General features: G+C 64.1%; 14 protein-coding genes. 5 read left to right on the forward strand and 9 right to left on the reverse strand.

Going from position 1 to position 17,242, the window contains the following annotated elements; translation table 11 throughout:
• The first annotated feature begins 18 nt into the window (after positions 1-18).
• Complete coding sequence (gene recN / locus Q0X62_RS10405) at positions 19-1,716, forward strand: DNA repair protein RecN (protein ID WP_297735137.1); 1,698 nt, start codon at positions 19-21, stop codon at positions 1,714-1,716.
• A gap of 36 nt (positions 1,717-1,752) precedes the next feature.
• On the forward strand, positions 1,753-3,858 hold the full coding sequence (gene ligA / locus Q0X62_RS10410) for an NAD-dependent DNA ligase LigA (RefSeq protein WP_297735139.1): 2,106 nt from the start codon (positions 1,753-1,755) through the stop codon (positions 3,856-3,858).
• A gap of 204 nt (positions 3,859-4,062) precedes the next feature.
• On the opposite strand, the gene Q0X62_RS10415 is transcribed toward ligA, so the two are convergent.
• Complete coding sequence (locus Q0X62_RS10415; protein WP_297735141.1) at positions 4,063-4,593, reverse strand: hypothetical protein; 531 nt, start codon at positions 4,591-4,593, stop codon at positions 4,063-4,065.
• Positions 4,593-6,431 carry an aminopeptidase P family protein gene (locus Q0X62_RS10420; RefSeq protein ID WP_297735144.1) on the reverse strand — a complete coding sequence of 613 codons (1,839 nt, stop codon included), beginning with the start codon at positions 6,429-6,431 and terminating at the stop codon, positions 4,593-4,595. The genes Q0X62_RS10415 and Q0X62_RS10420 overlap by 1 nt, the downstream gene beginning before the upstream one ends.
• A gap of 191 nt (positions 6,432-6,622) precedes the next feature.
• Here Q0X62_RS10420 and Q0X62_RS10425 point away from each other — a divergent pair, with 191 nt between their 5' ends.
• A complete protein-coding gene (locus Q0X62_RS10425) occupies positions 6,623-6,784 on the forward strand; it encodes a hypothetical protein (protein ID WP_297735149.1) in 162 nt (53 codons plus the stop codon).
• Here the strand turns inward: Q0X62_RS10425 and Q0X62_RS10430 are convergent, their stop codons facing one another.
• Positions 6,785-8,251 (reverse strand): LytTR family DNA-binding domain-containing protein, encoded by a 1,467-nt coding sequence (locus tag Q0X62_RS10430; protein WP_297735152.1) that lies wholly within the window; start codon positions 8,249-8,251, stop codon positions 6,785-6,787.
• A 94-nt stretch (positions 8,252-8,345) separates the two neighbouring features.
• On the opposite strand from Q0X62_RS10430, the gene Q0X62_RS10435 reads away from it, so the two are divergent.
• The gene (locus tag Q0X62_RS10435) at positions 8,346-9,386 is read left to right on the forward strand and encodes a serine hydrolase (protein ID WP_297735155.1); all 1,041 of its coding nucleotides are present in this window, start codon (positions 8,346-8,348) and stop codon (positions 9,384-9,386) included.
• A 5-nt stretch (positions 9,387-9,391) separates the two neighbouring features.
• Here Q0X62_RS10435 and Q0X62_RS10440 read toward each other — a convergent pair whose 3' ends face one another.
• The 3 genes from Q0X62_RS10440 to Q0X62_RS10450 all read right to left on the reverse strand — a co-directional run bounded on the left by Q0X62_RS10440 (position 9,392) and on the right by Q0X62_RS10450 (position 13,768).
• Complete coding sequence (locus Q0X62_RS10440; protein WP_297735158.1) at positions 9,392-10,252, reverse strand: 50S ribosomal protein L11 methyltransferase; 861 nt, start codon at positions 10,250-10,252, stop codon at positions 9,392-9,394.
• Positions 10,253-10,521: 269 nt separating this feature from the next.
• A complete protein-coding gene (locus tag Q0X62_RS10445) occupies positions 10,522-11,457 on the reverse strand; it encodes an alpha/beta hydrolase (RefSeq protein ID WP_297735161.1) in 936 nt (311 codons plus the stop codon).
• Between the two features lie 19 nt (positions 11,458-11,476).
• Entirely contained in the window at positions 11,477-13,768 is a 2,292-nt protein-coding gene (locus Q0X62_RS10450) for an ATP-dependent helicase (protein WP_297735164.1), read from the reverse strand.
• Between the two features lie 151 nt (positions 13,769-13,919).
• On the opposite strand from Q0X62_RS10450, the gene Q0X62_RS10455 reads away from it, so the two are divergent.
• Complete coding sequence (locus Q0X62_RS10455; RefSeq protein WP_297735166.1) at positions 13,920-14,417, forward strand: hypothetical protein; 498 nt, start codon at positions 13,920-13,922, stop codon at positions 14,415-14,417.
• Positions 14,418-14,420: 3 nt separating this feature from the next.
• On the opposite strand, the gene Q0X62_RS10460 is transcribed toward Q0X62_RS10455, so the two are convergent.
• The 3 genes from Q0X62_RS10460 to Q0X62_RS10470 all read right to left on the reverse strand — a co-directional run bounded on the left by Q0X62_RS10460 (position 14,421) and on the right by Q0X62_RS10470 (position 17,230).
• A complete protein-coding gene (locus Q0X62_RS10460; RefSeq protein ID WP_297735169.1) occupies positions 14,421-14,828 on the reverse strand; it encodes a bacteriohemerythrin in 408 nt (135 codons plus the stop codon).
• 136 nt (positions 14,829-14,964) lie between these two features.
• Positions 14,965-15,495, reverse strand: coding sequence for a hypothetical protein (locus Q0X62_RS10465; RefSeq protein ID WP_297735172.1), 531 nt, complete (start codon positions 15,493-15,495; stop codon positions 14,965-14,967).
• 64 nt (positions 15,496-15,559) lie between these two features.
• Positions 15,560-17,230 carry a chloride channel protein gene (locus Q0X62_RS10470; protein ID WP_297735176.1) on the reverse strand — a complete coding sequence of 557 codons (1,671 nt, stop codon included), beginning with the start codon at positions 17,228-17,230 and terminating at the stop codon, positions 15,560-15,562.
• Positions 17,231-17,242: the final 12 nt, after the last annotated feature.

Consider the following 17,242-nt stretch of genomic DNA (forward strand, 5'->3'; position numbering starts at 1 on the left):
GGGGTGCCTACGCACTGAATGCTGCTCTCCCTCTCTATTCGCAATGTCGTCCTGATCGACGCGCTTGATGCCGCGTTCGACGGTGGATTGTGTGCGCTCACCGGTGAGACCGGCGCGGGCAAATCCATCCTTCTCGGGGCCCTGGGCCTGGCGGCCGGAGAGCGCGCTGATCGTGCCCAGGTCCGCAGCGGCGCTGACGAGGCTCAGGCTATTGCCGAATTCGACCTGCCGACCGGACATCCGGCCTGGCAAGTGATCGAGGAGGCGGGTCTGACCGTCGAACCGGGTGAGCCTCTGATCCTGCGCCGCCGTCTCGGCGAAGACGGCCGATCACGGGCCCATGTCAATGACCAGCCTGCCAGTATCGGCCTGTTGCGCGGACTGGGTGACGTGTTGGTTGAAGTCCATGGCCAGCATGATGGTCGCGGTCTGATGGATCCGCGCACGCACCGCACCTATCTCGATAGTTTCGCCGGTCACGCCGCCTTGGTGGCAAGCTGTCGCACAGCCTGGCGTGGCTTGAGCGAGGCGCAGCGCAAGCTGGATGAGCTGGTGACAGCCAATCAGGCCTCTGACAGCGAACAGGATTTCCTGCGCCATGCCATCGAGGAACTGGACCGTCTTGATCCGCGCCCTGGCGAGGAAGCGGAACTCGCCGAGGAGCGACAATTCCTGCAAGGCGCCGAGCGAGCCCTGGGCGATCTTCAGGAAGCCCAGCAGGCGCTGGCCGGTGAGGGGGGCGGGCTGGAATCGCGCCTCAATGCTGCCCTGCGCGGTCTGGAGCGCGTTCGTGATCATATCGGCACCGGCGGCGGCAATGCCGGGGCTGCGCTTGAGCGGGCCTCCACGGCGATTGACCGCGCCCTGATTGAATTTGCCGAAGCCGAGGATGCGCTCGGTGATGCGGCCCAGGCTTTCGATGTCGAGCCGGGCCGCCTGAACGAGGTCGAGGAGCGTCTCTTTGCCCTGCGGGGGCTGGCCCGCAAGCATCATGTCGCGCCCGATGATCTGGCCGAGCTGCATGGACAACTGACCCTGCAGCTCGACGGGATCGAGAATGCCACGGACCGCATTGCCGAAGCCGAGTCGGCGGTGAAGGCCGCGCGCGCCCGTTATGATGACGCCGCCCATGCACTCAGCCGCAGTCGCGAGAAAGCGGGCAAGGCGCTTTCGTCGGCAGTGGCGAGCGAGTTGCCGCCGCTGAAAATGGACAAGGCGCGCTTCCGCGTCGCGATCAATTCCGATGATGACAAGGCCGGTCCGGACGGACGCGATCATGTCGTCTTTGAAGTCGCGACCAATCCGGGTTCGCCCTTCGGTGCGCTCGACAAGATTGCCTCGGGCGGTGAACTCTCGCGCTTCGGTCTGGCCCTGAAAGTGGCGCTGGCCGGCGAGGATGACGGCCTGGTCCTGGTCTTTGACGAGGTCGACCAAGGCGTTGGCGGGGCTGTGGCCGATGCGGTCGGTCGTCGCCTCAAGCGCCTCGCCGCCAAGGGGCAGACCCTGGTCGTCACCCACTCGCCGCAAGTCGCGGCCCTGGCCGACCATCACTGGCAGATCGTCAAGTCGGATGATGGCAAGGGCGGGGTGCGGACCACGCTGATCAAGCTGGAGGGCGAAGCCCGGCGCGAGGAGATTGCCCGCATGCTATCGGGCGCTGACATTACTGACGCCGCACGGGCCCAGGCCGATGCCCTGATGGCCGTCGAGGCGTAAACTGCACGCTCCGACTGATTCCGCAGGGCAGGACTGATGAGCGCACTCAAGGATGTCGACCAGTTGACCGAAAAAGAGGCGCGCGCCGAGCATGCGCGCCTCGCGCGTGAGATCGCCGGTCATGACAAGGCTTACTACCAGAATGATGCGCCGAAGATCTCGGACGCGGCCTATGACGCGTTACGCCAGAAGCTGGAGGCCATTGAGGCGCGTTTCCCGGCGTTGATAGACCTGCTCAGCCCGACCCAGAAAGTCGGCGCAACCCCGTCGGGCAAGTTCGGTGAAATTCGCCACGCCGTCCCGATGCTGTCTCTTGGGAATGCCTTCAAGGATGAGGATGTCGCCGATTTCGTCGGGCGTATCCGCCGCTTTCTCGGACTTGGCGAAGACGTGCCCGTCGCCATCACCGCCGAGCCCAAGATTGACGGCCTGTCGGCCAGCTTGCGCTATGAGAAGGGCCAACTGATCCATGGCGCCACGCGCGGCGATGGTCAGACCGGCGAGGATGTGACGCAGAACCTGCTCACCCTCGACGACATCCCCGAAACCCTGCCGCCCGGTGATTGGCCCGATGTGGTCGAGGTGCGCGGCGAGGTCTACATGTCCCATGCCGATTTCGCCGCTCTCAATGAACGCCAGGCAGAACTCGGCAAGGACGCCTACAAGAACCCGCGCAATGCCGCGGCTGGCTCCCTGCGCCAGATCGATCCGAAAATGACGGCGCAGCGGCCGCTGAAATTCTTCGCCTATACCTGGGGCGAGGTTTCCGCGCCTTTGTCCGACACGCAGATGGGCGCGGTCGAGCGGCTGGGCGCCATGGGTTTTCCCATCAATGACCTCATGCAGCGCTGTGACAGCGTGGAGGCGCTGATCGCGGTCTATCGCGATATCGAGGCCAAGCGGGCCGGGCTCGGCTATGACATTGATGGTGTTGTCTACAAGGTCGACCGGCTCGACTGGCAGGCCCGGCTGGGCTTTGTCGCCCGAGCCCCGCGCTGGGCCATCGCCCACAAATTCCCGGCCGAGCAGGCGACTACGGTGCTGGAGGCGATCGATATCCAGGTTGGCCGTACCGGCGCCCTGACCCCGGTCGCCCGCCTGACCCCGGTCACAGTGGGCGGGGTCGTGGTGACCAATGCTACGCTGCACAATCAGGACGAAATCGAGCGCAAGGATATCCGGGTCGGCGATACGGTCGTCATCCAGCGCGCCGGCGATGTCATTCCCCAGGTCGTACGCGTGGTGGATGCAGATCGTGCCGGTCGCGCCGAGCCTTTCGCGTTTCCGACCAAGTGCCCGGTTTGCGATAGCCAGGCCGTGCGTGAGCATGACGAGAAGTCCGGCAAGCTGGACGCCATTCGCCGCTGCACCGGCGGCCTCATCTGCGGTGCCCAGCTGAAAGAGCGCCTCAAGCATTTCGTCTCGCGCAAGGCGTTCGATATTGAAGGTCTCGGCACCAAGCAGATCGAGGCGTTCCACGAGGAAGGGCTGATTACCGAACCGGCCGCCATCTTCACCCTCAAGGCGCGCAATGAGGCGGGTGAGATCACGCCGCCCTTGCAGGAGCGCGAGGGTTTCGGCGAGACCTCGATCCGCAATCTCTTCGCCTCGATCGAAGAGCGCCGAACCATTGCCCTGGCCCGTTTTCTCAACGCGCTGGGCATTCGCCATGTCGGGGAGAACACTTCAGCCCTGTTTGCCCGCACATATGGCAGCTGGGCGGCCTTCCGTGCTGCTGCTGAAAACCTTGCTGACGAGACCGTGCGTGCCGACATGCTGGGTATAGACGGGATCGGCAATGCGGCCGTCGAAGCGCTCGACCAGTATTTCACCGAAGCCCATAATCGCGAGCTTCTGGACCGTCTGGTCGAGCAGCTCACCATCGAGGACGCCGAAGCCGTCGCCAATGACAGCCCGGTCGCCGGCAGGACGGTGGTCTTCACCGGCGCGCTGGAGCGAATGACCCGCGACGAAGCCAAGGCCAAGGCCCAATCGCTCGGCGCCAAGGTGGCCGGGTCTGTTTCCGGCAAGACGGATTACCTGGTGGCAGGGCCCGGCGCTGGCTCCAAGGCCAAGAAAGCCGCCGATCTGGGCGTCACAACGCTCACCGAGGACGAGTGGTTCACGCTGATTGGGGAATGAGGGTCGGGGCGTTCGTCTGACCCATGGGTAAAACCGTCATCCCACGGCTTGTCCGGGGGACCCCTGCTACCCAATTGACGCAGGTGCACGGCGTGCTCAATGTCTCTATCGGCAATCTGTTGGCTGCGGTCCCCCGGATGCCCGCTGCGCGATCACCGTGGGATGACGGTGGTTATATCGTTGATGGAATGCTGTGATGTTGGCTCATTCCACCAGCCGATAAACCCCGTCTATCGGCATGTCTTCGCCCATCGCATCGACATAGCTCAGCATCACGCCGACCAGCCGGTCCCAGTCGTCGACGCGGCAGTAACCGCGTTCTTCCTCATGCTCGGTGACGTCATAGCGTTCGAGCACGACCGCTTCGACATTACGGCATTCCGGTGCGTGATAGGTGGCGACACCGCCGGGGAAAACCCGCAGCAGGCCATAACTCCAATTCTCCTCATCGCGCCGCTGGGCGATGTAGAGACCATCGGCGATTTCCTTCAGCCGGACGCCCCCATGCGGGAAGCTGTCATCATCGGAGACATAGCGGCCCCAGCTGTGTTCGATCTCGCCGGTCCAGGCCGGGCGATCGAAGGGCGTGACGCCATCGGTCAGATAGGGCGTATGGCTGTAGATGCCTTCCTCGAGCGGGAAGTCGGCCTGGCCGCGGGAAATCAGGGCATCCTCGGAATAAAAGCAGCCGCCCAGAAAGGCGGCTGCAGTGAGGATGATGGCGGGTGCGCGCACTAGGGCGTGGCTCCCGCAATCGGCTCGGTGGCCTTGATCAGCCAGTCGGCGACTTCGCCCTCGACCAGCGGCAAGACGCGCTCGCGCACCAGGGCGTGATAGCTGTCCAGCCAGGCGATCTCATCTCCGGTCAGCAGATGGGTATCGATCAGACCCTTGTGGATCGGCGCCATGGTGACGGTTTCAAAGCCCAGCATCGGGCGTTCGCCACCGGGTATCTCGGCGGCCTCGGTCACCACTTGCAAATTCTCGATCCGGATGCCGAACCCGTCTTCCTTGTAATAGCCCGGCTCGTTGGAGAGGATCATGCCCGGCTCCAGCGGCACCGCATTGGGCGCCTTGGAAATCCGCTGCGGACCTTCATGCACGCCCAGGAAACTGCCCACGCCATGACCGGTGCCATGGTCATAGTCAAAGCCGGCCTGCCACAAGGGGAAGCGGGCCAGGATATCCAGTTGCGTTCCCGTGGTGCCCTTTGGAAAGCGCACCATGGACAGGGCAATATGGCCCTTCAGCACGCGGGTATATTGCGTCTTCATCTCGGCTGTTGGGTCACCGATGGGCACGGTGCGAGTGATGTCGGTCGTGCCGTCCGGATATTGGCCGCCACTATCGACCAGGAAGAGCGAACCGGGTGTCAGTTTGAGGTTGGAAGCTTCCGACACGCGATAATGCGCGAAAGCGGCATTGCCCTGGGCGCCCGAAATCGTGTCGAAGGACAGGTCGCGCAGTTCCGGCAATTCCTTGCGCAGGCTTTCCAGTTTCTGCGCCGCCTGGATCTCGTCGACCTCGCCGGACTGGGCCTCGGTATCGAGCCAGTGCAGGAAACGCGTGATGGCGCCGCCATCGCGGATATGCGCCTGACGCGAGCCTTCCACTTCAGCCGGATTCTTGGCCGCCTTGGGACGCATCACCGGGTCTTCCAGCGACTGTACCTCGGCGCCGCCGGATTTCAGCATCTCGAACACCCAGGCCGACGCCGTGGTCGGGTCAACGCGGACTTTCTTGCCTTCAAGCTCGGCGAGGCCGGCCCCGAATTCGCTCTCCGGACGCACGGCGATCTCGTTGCCGAGATGGGAGCGGGTTTCGTCGGTCAGCTTGTCCGGATCGACGAAGAAGGTCGCGGTGCCATCCTTGTGGATCAGGGCCGCGGACAGGGGCAGGGGCGAGCGGGAGACGTCGCCGCCCCGCACGTTGAACAGCCAGGCGATGGAGGGCGGTGCGGTGATCACGGCCGCGTCGGCACCGCCGCGTTCGATGGCAATTCCGATGCGCTGGCGCTTGGAAGCATGATCCTCGCCGGCAAACTCGATCGGGTGCGGGATGATGTCGGCCTTGGGTGCCGCCGGACGGTCGGTCCAGGCGACATCGATCGGATTGGTGTCGACCGAGACCAGTTCGACCCCGGCCCGCATGGCAGCTGTCTGAAGCAGATCGAGCGCGGCCGGGCTGTGCAGGCGGGCGTCATAGCCGATCTTCTCACCCTTGCGGCCATTCTCCTCGATCCAGCCATACAGGCCCTGGCCAACCAGGTCGCACTGGTCGAACAGGCTGGTATCGGTTTGCTGGCGGCCCTGCGCCGTGTAGCGGCCGTCCACCAGGAGGGCGGCACGGTCAGCCATGACAATGGCGGCACCGGCAGAGCCGGAAAAGCCGGTCGCCCACAGGAGCCGCTCATTGCAGTCCGGCAGGTATTCATTGTCATACTCATCCTCGTGCGGGATGAGGAAGCCATCCAGGCCAAGCGTTTTCAGCGCAGCGCGCAGCTTGGGCAGGTTTTCGCGGCCATAATGCGGGCCGCCCTTAACGTCGAAAGTCTGGGAAATCATCTGGGTCATGGCGGGCAAGGTATGCGTGTCGCCGGGGCGGTTCAATGTTTGTCAGCGGAGGCGCACCCGTCGCGTGCACCGGTGTCTGTGCATACCGTGTTTACCACGCCATGCAATTGCGCAGTCCTGACTTGCGGAAGCGGCGCTTCGCAGACGCAGCAATCCATGGCTAAAGCGCGGGGAATTCAAAGGAGTTTCCCATGCTGTACGGGATTGATGACTGGCGCTCCATGAACGCCAACGACATGCTCAACCGCTCGCTGGAGCGCAACCGTTCGCGCAGCGGCATCCGCGCCCTGCCGCGCACCAATGATGTCAACGCTTTCCTTGCCAGTTTCGGCCTCAAGGGCAAGCGCGCCTGATCACGCCTTTCGGCCGGCCAGGCGCTCGCGCAGACCGGCCACTTCGCGGCGGCTGACGGGGATGGATGCGCCGCCAGCCAGTTCGAGCTGGTAGCGGCTGCCAACCTCGCTGGTCAGCGCCAGGACATGCTGGAGATTGACCGCGTGCGAGCGGTGAACGCGGACAAAGCCGGCCGGTAACAGGTCGAGCAGCGCACTCAGATTGCGATTGTCCAGATGTGTCGCGCCGTCGGTGACATGCACCTCGGTATAATTGCCGGCTGCGGCGAGATGGACAATGTCCGGGCAGGCCAACCGTGTCAGGCGGCCGGTCGATTGTAGCGCCAGAACGGCAGGTGGCGCGGTCGGTTCCGGCTGGAGAAACTCCGGCCAGCGAATGGCGGGCAAGGCAAACAATCCCAGCACCAGCGCATAGACGCCGCGATCGATGAGATCGGCAGGCAGGAGAAGTGCGTAGAGCGGCAGGAATGCCAGCCCGATCGCCAGTGCCCGCGCGGATGCGTCGCCGCGCCACGCCATCCAGAGGGCGGTCGAACCTGTCAGGCAGGCGGTTACTGCCGCGGATTTGGCATCATAGCCGGTCATCGCCAGCAGGCCGATCAACGCGATCAATGCGCTTGCACCCATCCAGACCGCAGCCACCCGCCCCGCTGCTGCCCAACGTTGTTGGGCAAAGCGCAGAAGGGCGAGTCCGAACACGGCGAGGCCGAGCAGGCTGAGTGCCTGGCGCGGCTGGTGCCAGTCATAGGGGTAGTTGATCAGGGCCCGGGAAATCTCGGCCAGGCCAGCAAAGGTCAGCCCGGCCAATGCGATCGCCAGCCAGAGCCCCCGCCCGTCTCCGACGCGCCATGCCCGCAAGGCAAAGGCGAGCGCCAGAGCGACCAGTCCGGCGCCGAGAATGGTCAGGGGCAGGTAATAGCGCACCGGCCGTCTCGTCTCGGCGCTATAGGGCATGATGAAGAGGGATTGGACCAGGGTGTGGGGCGTGTAGCCGGCGCGGTGGCTGGACAGGCGCATGACGAGTTGATTGCCGTCGGACCGGATCAATCGCGCCGGTAGGGCGAAGAGGCTGTCGATCGCCCCGGCGGTCTCGCCTGCCGCGTCGGTGCCGGGCTGGCCCTTTTCGCCGATCAGCTGACCATTGAACCAGAGCGTCGCCGAAAACGGGCCGGACGTGCTGATGGCCGGCGGCGGTCCGTCCCGGGCGATCGGCACATCATCCCAGACCAGCCAGCCGGCGGTCTCGGGATGCTCAATGCTGCGATAGGCGATCCGCTGGCCCGCTGCCGGGTCGGCGAGAATGGCGTCCAGACCGATATCCGCGTCGAAATAGCGAACCGTCTCCGGCATGCGCGCATCGATACGGGGCTGAGGCGCGCCGAGGAGGAAGGCGAGTGCCAGCAGGACCAGGCCGACACTTTCAAGGCCCGGCCGGCGGTCTGCTATCGCTTTGAGCCATCCAGCCATGATGTGAGCCATTCATCCTTTTGTGGTGGGCGAGGCCCGGAATGCCCGGCATGAGCGCCTTTTGCCGGGGGGCAAGTCAATAACAGGAATGCACATGCTGACGATTGGAAGTTTTTTGACCGCAAGCGCCGGAGCCGCAAGTCTCTGGTTGAGTATGGCTGGCCAGGTCGCGACGCCGACGCTCGCGGAACAGGCACAGGCCGCCTTCGACCCGATTGCGCAGGACTATCCCGCGCTCAATGCGACGGTGATGGTCGCGGGCGAGATTGCCTGGGAGGCCGAAGGCGGCTGGCAGCGCGACGCGGCCGACGGTGTCGACAGGGACTATAATGTCTACTCGGTCGCGAAAATGCTGACGGCCCTGGCCTATGCCCGGCTTGAGCAGGCCGGGGAGCTCGACCTCGACACACCGGTGCGTCACATAGATCCGGGTCTGCCCTCGCAATATGAGGCGGTCACGCTCCGTGACCTGCTCGCGCATCGCGCCGGCGTGCGTCACTACACATCGCGCGAGGACTGGATCAGCTTTTCCGATCGTCGGTGTGAAACGCCCGCGGATGCGTTGGATCATTTTATCGACGCGCCGCTCTCATCGCCGGCTGACGGCGAGATCGCCTATTCGACCTATGGCTATGTCCTTCTGAGTCACCTGCTCGTCCGGCTGACCGATACCGACAGTTTCGATGCCGCGATGCAGGCCGTGCTCGGCGACAGCTATCTGGCCCGGCGTGATTCTGACGACGCTGACAAGGCCACCAATTGGGTAGATCTGGGTGAGGGGCCGCAAGCCATTGAGGGCCTGTCCGCCGAGTGCAAGTTCGGCGCAGGTGGCCTCTTGGCCAGTTCGCGCGATCTCGCGGCAATGGGGCAATTCCTGGCCGCAGGCGAAATCGTTGATCTTGACACCTGGACTGACTTGCCGGGCCCCTGGGCGGGTTATGCCGAGAGTGTTGACCTGCACTATGCGGCCCATTCCGGTGGCTCGCCGGGCGGGCGGTCCTTCCTGATTGTCTATGTCGAACCGCAAATTTCGGTCGCGTTGACGGGCAATGCCGACAGCGAAAACCTGCAGGCGCTCTCGATTGAACTGGCGGATTTGTTTGCCGGTTTCGACGACGAGGCAGCTGAGGATTAGAGGGCCTAACCCTTGCTGGCGATCAGCGTCTCCCAGCCCTCAAGTGGCGGCTGGCGGTGGACGCTGAGGCCGGCGGCCTCATAGGCGGCGCGGACCCAGGCTTCCTGTTCGGTCAGCAGACCGGACAGGATGACCTTGCCGCCCGGGGCCAGAATTTCTGCGACACCGGGCGCCAGTTCGACCAGCGGACCGGCGAGGATATTGGCGAAGACCAGCTCGAACTGGCGACCCGCCAGCTTGGGATGATCGAGGCCCTCGGCGACAAAGCAGTCAATGCCGGGTGTGGTGTTCTTCGCGCAGTTCTCCGCGCTTTCATCGACCGCTTCAGGGTCGACGTCGGAGGCGAGGATTTCGGCGTCGGGCAGGACTTTCGCCGCGGCTATGGCGAGCACCGCTGTGCCGCAGCCCAGATCGAAGACCGTTCTGGGCGAGGCGCCGGCATCAAGCATTTCCGAAAAGGCGATCAGGCAGCCACGCGTGGTGCCATGATGGCCCGTACCGAAGGCCGGGCCGGCTTCGATCTCGATGCCGATCTGACCGTCGGCCACAGCGTCGCGATCATGCGCGCCGAACAGGGTGAAGCGTCCGGCATCAACCGGTTTGAGACCCTGTAACGAGAGGCGCACCCAATCCTCTTCCGGCAGCGGCCCGAACTCCACGGAAATATCATCGCTGATGCCCGAGGCGGCGCGGAAAGCCGCTTCATCGGGCATGGACTGGAAGAGCACGTCCAGGCGAGCCGTCGGGCCTTCCTCGAAGATGGCCCAGCTCAAGGCGACCGGCGGATAGACTTCGTCGAGGCGTTCGACGACATCGGCCAGGGTGGCAAAATCGGACAGGGCAGTCAGGCGCCAAAGCGTGGTCATGGGCGGTCTCCGGATAAGGCGGGCGGTGTGGACGCTGGCGCGGCGGAAATCAAGCGGGGAGGGTGGTGGTGCCGAGTTGAACCTCGCGAGCGAAAGCTCGGGAGAAGACCTTGAATGTCTTGCCGGGAGACCGCCGCATGGGTTCATTCGCGTCAAGGCGCATGCCCGCTTTGCGGCGCCGAAGGCGGCCTTGACGCGAATGAACCCATGCGGCCTGCTGGCTGGCATGACAAGCAAGGACGGGTGGGGGCGGCCCCCGCTTGTCACTGTTACTCCACTTCCAGCGCCTCGATGAGCACCGCCCGGATCTCCTGCCATGCGGCAGAAACCGGATCGATCAGCTCGAAATGGCCGGCCCCGGGCAGCACAACATGCCGGACACTGTCACCGCGCTCGGCGGCAAGAAGCGTGTAGCGCGCGCCGAGAACCGGCGGCACAATGGGATCGAGTTCACCAGACACGATCACCTGATCCACCGCGATCCCATCCATTGAGCCGGGCGAGACCTGGGCCATCAGCTCGCGCGTCTGTCCGTCAACCGGGCCGATGAGATTGTCGACCGTATCCGGCTCGCCGCAGCGCCCCGGCCCGTGCGCGCGATAATCGGCGAGGTCATTGATGCCGGCCAGGGTGACCACCGCGTCGGGCAGGAGCGGATCGGCACGCCAGGGCGCGCTGTCCTCGGGCAAGCCACCCCGTGCTGCCGCCCACAGGGCCAGATGGCCGCCAGCGGAATGGCCCGTGAAGACGAGACGGTCGAGATCGAGTGGGTAGTCATCCGCGACCGCGCGCAGATGATCCATCCCGTCGGCAATATCCTCGAACGTGCCCGGCCAGCCGCCTGTCTCATGCCCGATGCGGGCGTATTCGAGGTTCCAGACGGCGATCCCGTGATCGCGCAGATCGGCGGCGACATAATCCTGCAGTATGGTGCCGGGAATCTGCGACAGCCAGCACCCGCCATGCACCATGGCCACGACCGGGAAAGGCCCGTCGCCGTCAGGCAGCCACAACTCGCCGAATTCCAGCTCGCCTTCGCCAAAGGCGATGCGCGCTGTCGCCGACTCGCGCGGCCGGTCGAGCAGTTCGTTCCAGGCGATGGGGCGAACGTCGGCATGCGGGTCGGTGAAGGCCGGCGCAGACGCCGGAAGCGATTGGCAGGCCGCGAGGGCAGTAGTGGCAGCAAGGAGGAAGGCGCGGATCATGGGGTCTCGATGTTGGGCGTCACGGCAATTCCCGCAAGAAATTCTCCACCACCTTCTTCTCGCCGGCCTTGTCGAATTTCACCGTGTATTTGGAGCCATCGGCTTTCTTCACAGTGCCGTAGCCGAATTTGTCGTGGAAGACGCGGTCGCCGGCGCGCCAGGTGCCGTTGGTGTCGGACCCTCCGCTTTCAATAAGTGTGGCCTTGGCGTTGATGGTGGGCGGTGAGGAGCGGCGGCCGGATTGCTGGTTGGCCTGATAGCGCTTCCAGCCGGGGCTGGAATAGCTCGAGGCCATGGCGTCGGGCTGTTGGCTGACGCTTTCGAAACCGGGGCCGCTATCGTAATAGCCGGTCTCCGAGCGCGCCTCGACATGATCGACCGGCATCTCATCGATAAAGCGGGACGGGATGACGGTCTGCCAGCGGCCATAGATCATGCGATTGGCGGTGAAGGTAATGATGGCGCGTTCGCGGGCGCGGGTGATGCCGACATAGGCGAGGCGGCGTTCCTCCTCGAGCGAACGCGTGCCGCCCTCATCCAGCGAACGCTGGGAGGGGAAGACGGTCTCTTCCCAGCCGGGCAGGAAAACGAGCGGGAATTCCAGACCCTTGGCGCCGTGGAGCGTCATCAGGGAAATCTCGTCTTCATCCGGCTGACGATCGGCATCCGTGAGCAGGGCGACATGTTCGAGATAGGCTTCCAGCGTGTCGTATTCGCCCATGGAGCGGACCAGCTCCTTGAGGTTTTCCAGCTTGCCGGCAGCCTGGGGTGTCTTGTCCTCCCGCCACATGGCGGTATAGCCGCTCTCGTCGAGAATGATTTCGGCCAGCTCGTCCAGCCGGCTCTGTTCGGACTGTTCCCGCCAGCGCTCGATATCGCGCAGGAAGACACCCAGCGCCGTGCGCGCCTTGCCGCGGATCTCGTCCGTGCCGAGCATGAGCCGGGTCGCCTCGGTCATCGGCACGCCCTGGGCCCGCGCGGTCATGGCAATCTTTTGGACCGTGGTGTCGCCAATGCCGCGCTTGGGCGTGTTGACGATGCGCTCGAAGGCGAGATCATCCTCCGGCGAGCGCACCAGGCGCAGATAGGCGTGGGCGTCGCGGACTTCGGCGCGCTCGAAGAAGCGCGGTCCGCCGATCACCTTGTAGGGCAGGCCCAGCATGATGAAACGGTCTTCAAAGGCGCGCATCTGCCAGGCGGCGCGGACGAGGACGGCACTGTCGGAATAGGCGCGGCCGCCGGAGACCCAATTCTCGATTTCCTCGGCGACATAGCGGGCCTCGGCCTCGCCATCCCAGATGCCGCGGACCTGGACCTTTTCGCCATCGGCATCATCGGTCCACAAGGTCTTGCCAAGGCGCGAGCGATTGGCGGCGATCAGGCCGGAGGCGGCCCCCAGGATATGCGCGGTCGAGCGGTAATTTCGCTCCAGCCGGATCACTTCCGCGCCGACGAAGTCCTTTTCGAAGCGCAATATGTTATCGACCTCGGCGCCGCGCCAGCCATAGATCGACTGGTCGTCATCGCCCACACAGCAGATATTCCCCGTACCCTGGGCCAGAAGGCGCAGCCAGAGATACTGGGCGACATTGGTGTCCTGGTACTCGTCGACCAGGAGATAGCGGAATTTTTCGTGATAGAGCTTCAGGACGTCCGGATTGTCCTTGAAGATGTGCAGCGTGTGCAGCAGTAGATCGCCGAAATCGCAGGCATTGAGCGTTTTCAGACGGTCCTGATAAATCTGGTAGAGACCCTGGCCACGGCCCTCGGCAAAGGCCCATTTGTCATCCTCGCCGAGCTGGGCCGGCATCAGGCCGCGATTCTTCCAGCCATCGATCAGGCTGGCGAGATGGCGCGGCGTCCAGCGCTTCTCGTCGATATTTTCCGCCTGGATGATCTGCTTCATCAGGCGCAGCTGGTCGTCCGTGTCGAGAATCGTGAAGGAGGATTTCAGATCCACCAGCTCGGCATGGCGGCGCAGGATCTGGGCCGAGACCGAGTGGAAAGTTCCCAGCCAGGGCACGCCTTCGACCGCCTCACCGATGATCTTGCCGACCCGTTCCTTCATCTCGCGGGCCGCCTTGTTGGTGAAGGTGACGGCGAGAATTTCCCATGGCCGCGCGCGACCGGTGGCGAGGATATGGGCGAGGCGGGTGGTCAAAACACGGGTCTTGCCAGTCCCGGCGCCCGCCAGCACCAGGACCGGCCCGTCCATCGCTTCCACGGCCGAGCGCTGCTCGTTGTTCAACCCTTCCAGATAGGGCGTCGGCGGCGCGGGGCGCGCCATGTCGGAGATGGAAAGACCGGACATGCAATTCCCTGCTGCTTGGACGGCGGGGGCAACCCCTGTTTGTCGAACCGATTCAATGCGCCATACTGGACCGATTGGCGCCCGATCCCAAGGGAGACATGTGTGATTGTTCGTTTTTTGTTCGCTTTGGCGCGCCCGGGAGGAGGCTGACATGAATGTCGGTGGAGTGTTGATGATCGCTAGCGCTTTCAGCCTCGCAGGCTGTGCGACCGCGGCTCTGCGTGAAGACGCTCCCGTCAGAGCACCGGTGGGCGAGCTGGTGTCGCTGACCCCGATCGTGCAGGGGATTTTTCTCGGGGACGGGCTGACCGCTCAGGTTGGCGCAGCGCGGGGGCCCGGCGGGATCTTCATGACATTGCACTTGCCGGTTGCGGAGCGCTTCGACGGGCAGCGCGTTCAGACCATTGTATTTGAGCCCGGTTTCCTGCCTCGGCGGATTTATCGGGTTGATATGGATGGGGTCGCACCGGCGGAACTCGTGATCGAGCCGGATCGGGGCCTGCTGAATCAGTGGACCGCGATCCGCGCTCAATCGGACCGTCGAGGTCCGGGCTACTGGCATCGCAGTGCCGTGCCTGAAGAGCTGATCGATCTGGAGCTGCTTGGCGCCGAGCTTGTTCTCGATTTCGACCCGGCGGATTATCGCTAAGTCCTAGCCCGCCAGCCTCAGCGGCGTTTTGGGTGAGTATTTCATGTCGATGCCCTTGATGTGGGCAGTGAGCCAGAGTTTCAGGAACATCAGAAATTTGTGTGGCAGCTGACCGTTGTCAGCCCGGATGAGGTCGGCGAATTCGCCGTATTTCTTCAGCAGGTCCTGGTGGATCAGCTTGTGGGTGGTCAGGCCCTCATAGTTGATCGAGGCCATGAAGGCTTCCTCGTCGTGAAAATGGTCAATCGTGACCTGGGCGAGCTGATCGACCAGCGCGATGACGGGCGGACCGCTCTGGCCATTTTCCGCGGCATCCGAGATCCGGTTCATCAGATCAAGGATATCCTTGTGTTCGTCATTCATGCGTTCGACGCCAACGTCGAGGTCGCTGCTCCATTCCATGATCGGCATGGCCGTCTCCAATTCGTGTTGGAGACAGTGTTCATAACCTGATTGAAATTGAGGTTAATGCGACTGATCCTGAAGGTCTGCGTGCCGTCGCTTTGCAAGAATATAATATCATTCAGGAAATGGCAGACGCGGTCGCTTAGCCGAAGAGCGCATCCACATTGGCCTGGGCGGCTTCATCATCCAGCTCGTCCTCGCCATCGGTGCGGCCATGGATGGCGCCTGAGGCGGCCGCGATCAGCGGTTTGATTTCTTCCGTCGCGAGTTGCGCGATTTTCGAACAGGCTTCCGGATCGGTCGTCTCGCGCAGCAGGGACTGGGCGCGCAGGACTTCGCCATCGATCTGGAGAATGAGCGTTTCCAGATGCGCCCGGACCGCGTTCGGCGCCGCGCGATAGGCGAGAATGGCCAGATCCTTGTCCTTGAAGGCGGAATTGGCGAAGTGGCCGGGATAGTCCGACGGGGCCCATTCGAGCACGTCTTCGGCGCAGTCGGGCATGTCGGGGAGCATTTCCATCAACATGACGACTTCGTTGAAATGATTGAGATAGTCGGTCGCCAAACCGGTCACGGGATTGATATTGGCCGCGCGCAGGGCCTCAGGCGTCAGCGGGCCTTCGCCCAGCACAGCGCCGTCCAAGTCCAGATTTTCAGCCCCGGTCAGTCTCATCCCGCGACCATATCGCGGACATTCTTTCCAGAGGGATAACCGGACTGAAAGCGGGGAAATCGGGTCACCGGTGTTCTTCCTCGCTGATCTCGGCCAGGCGCCTTGCATAGGCGGCCTGGGCGTCGGATTTCGAGATGATGCCCGTGACGGCCTGGGCATCCGAGCGCTCGCGGACGATGACACTGTCGATCTGTTCCGCGTCCAGCACCGCGAAGGCCCGGCCCAGCGTGTCATCCTCATAGAGGCAGGTCCCGTCGGGCACGGATTCCTCGCCCCAACTGCCCAGCGGTTCCATGACGTCGCGGACCCGCACAATTTGCAACACCAGCCGACTGGCCCCGCCGGCGATGTCATAGCCGCGCCGTCGCATCTGCAGCTGGAAGAGCGATCCCCCGAGCGTCGACTGGGATAGGATGGTGGCCAGCGAGACGGCCACCAGTACCGCGACGGAGGCTTCATAACTCGTGGTCAGTTCAAACACGATCAGCGTCGTCGAGAGGGGCGCGCCCAATACCGCGCCGGCGACTGCGCCCATTCCGATCACGGCGAAAAAACCGGGGCCGGCGGTTTGATCCCCGGTGAGGATGGTCAGGGCAATCCCGAAGGCCGAACCCAGCATCGCCCCGAGGTAGAGTGAGGGCGAGAACACGCCGCCGGCAAAGCGGCAGGCCAGCGAGATGATTGTCGCGACGGTTTTCAGGACCAGCAGGAGAAGGAGGAGGCCGAATGTGTACTCGGTAGCCAAGGCGTTTGACGTCGCCTCATAGCCGACACCGAGGATTTCCGGTGCCATCAAGGCCAGCAATCCGATCGCCAGCCCGCCGGGAATGGGCAGCAGCCAGCTGGGAATGTGAAAGCGCTCGCTCCAGCCGGCAAAAAGCGGAGGAAGATGGATGACGCCACGGTTGAACAGGATGGCCAGGCCGGCGGCGGCGACGCCGAGAACGGCTGCGGCGGGGAAGTCCCACAGGCTGGCGGCGGCCATTTCGGGCACACCGAAGACTGGTGCCTGTCCGAAATGGTGGCGTACGATCAAGGCGCCGACAACACTGGACGTTGCCACCGGTGCAATCGAGCGCAAGGCGTAGTGGCCAAGCACGACCTCGAAGGCGAATAAGGCCCCTGCGATCGGGGCGTTGAAGCTCGCGGAGACGGCGGCCGCGGCGCCGCAGGCCAGCAGGATGCGCGAACCGCGCGGCGCCATGCCGAACCACCGTCCCAGGGCCGAGGCCAGCGTGGCGCCGAGATGGACGGCCGGACCTTCGCGGCCGGCACTGGCGCCACCACCGAGTGAAATCGCGGAGAGCAAGGCGGAGTATAGGCCCGTGCGCAGATCAATCCGCCCGGCCTTGACGGCCCGCGCCTCCAGTACGTCGGCAACGCCCAGACCACGTCCGTCCGGCGACAGACCCAGGCGGCGGCCGATGCCGAGCAGGCCGGCGATAACAAATCCGGTGATGACCGGGATAAGGACCAGCCGCCAGGCGGGCAGGTTGGCGGCGGTGGAGGCCAGGCGTTCCTCTGTGGCGCCAAAGGCCGTTTGCTCGACCCAGCCAATACCCAGTCGCAAGCCCAGCGTCGCATAGCCGGCAATGATGCCGACCACGATAGCCAGCCCCAACAGGGCCGGGCCGCGACCGTCGCGGAAAGCCTGTCCGATCCGGGTGATCACGCTGTCCCGCCTCGAAAAATCGATCCTGTTCGAGGTTTGGCGCGCGTCGCCTGTCAGGGTCAAGCGCGCGTCGCC

Source organism: uncultured Maricaulis sp., assembly GCF_947259345.1.
Classification (GTDB): Bacteria; Pseudomonadota; Alphaproteobacteria; order Caulobacterales; family Maricaulaceae; genus Maricaulis.

Bases quoted from the DNA above. Each gene is read 5' to 3' on its own strand.
- recN (WP_297735137.1), top strand. From the start codon at position 19: ATGCTGCTCTCCCTCTCTATTCGCAATGTCGTCCTGATCGACGCGCTT.
- ligA (WP_297735139.1), top strand. From the start codon at position 1,753: ATGAGCGCACTCAAGGATGTCGACCAGTTGACCGAAAAAGAGGCGCGC.
- Q0X62_RS10420 (WP_297735144.1), bottom strand. From the start codon at position 6,431: ATGACCCAGATGATTTCCCAGACTTTCGACGTTAAGGGCGGCCCGCAT.
- Q0X62_RS10425 (WP_297735149.1), top strand. From the start codon at position 6,623: ATGCTGTACGGGATTGATGACTGGCGCTCCATGAACGCCAACGACATG.
- Q0X62_RS10430 (WP_297735152.1), bottom strand. From the start codon at position 8,251: ATGGCTGGATGGCTCAAAGCGATAGCAGACCGCCGGCCGGGCCTTGAA.
- Q0X62_RS10435 (WP_297735155.1), top strand. From the start codon at position 8,346: ATGCTGACGATTGGAAGTTTTTTGACCGCAAGCGCCGGAGCCGCAAGT.
- Q0X62_RS10440 (WP_297735158.1), bottom strand. From the start codon at position 10,252: ATGACCACGCTTTGGCGCCTGACTGCCCTGTCCGATTTTGCCACCCTG.
- Q0X62_RS10445 (WP_297735161.1), bottom strand. From the start codon at position 11,457: ATGATCCGCGCCTTCCTCCTTGCTGCCACTACTGCCCTCGCGGCCTGC.
- Q0X62_RS10450 (WP_297735164.1), bottom strand. From the start codon at position 13,768: ATGTCCGGTCTTTCCATCTCCGACATGGCGCGCCCCGCGCCGCCGACG.
- Q0X62_RS10455 (WP_297735166.1), top strand. From the start codon at position 13,920: ATGAATGTCGGTGGAGTGTTGATGATCGCTAGCGCTTTCAGCCTCGCA.
- Q0X62_RS10460 (WP_297735169.1), bottom strand. From the start codon at position 14,828: ATGCCGATCATGGAATGGAGCAGCGACCTCGACGTTGGCGTCGAACGC.
- Q0X62_RS10465 (WP_297735172.1), bottom strand. From the start codon at position 15,495: ATGAGACTGACCGGGGCTGAAAATCTGGACTTGGACGGCGCTGTGCTG.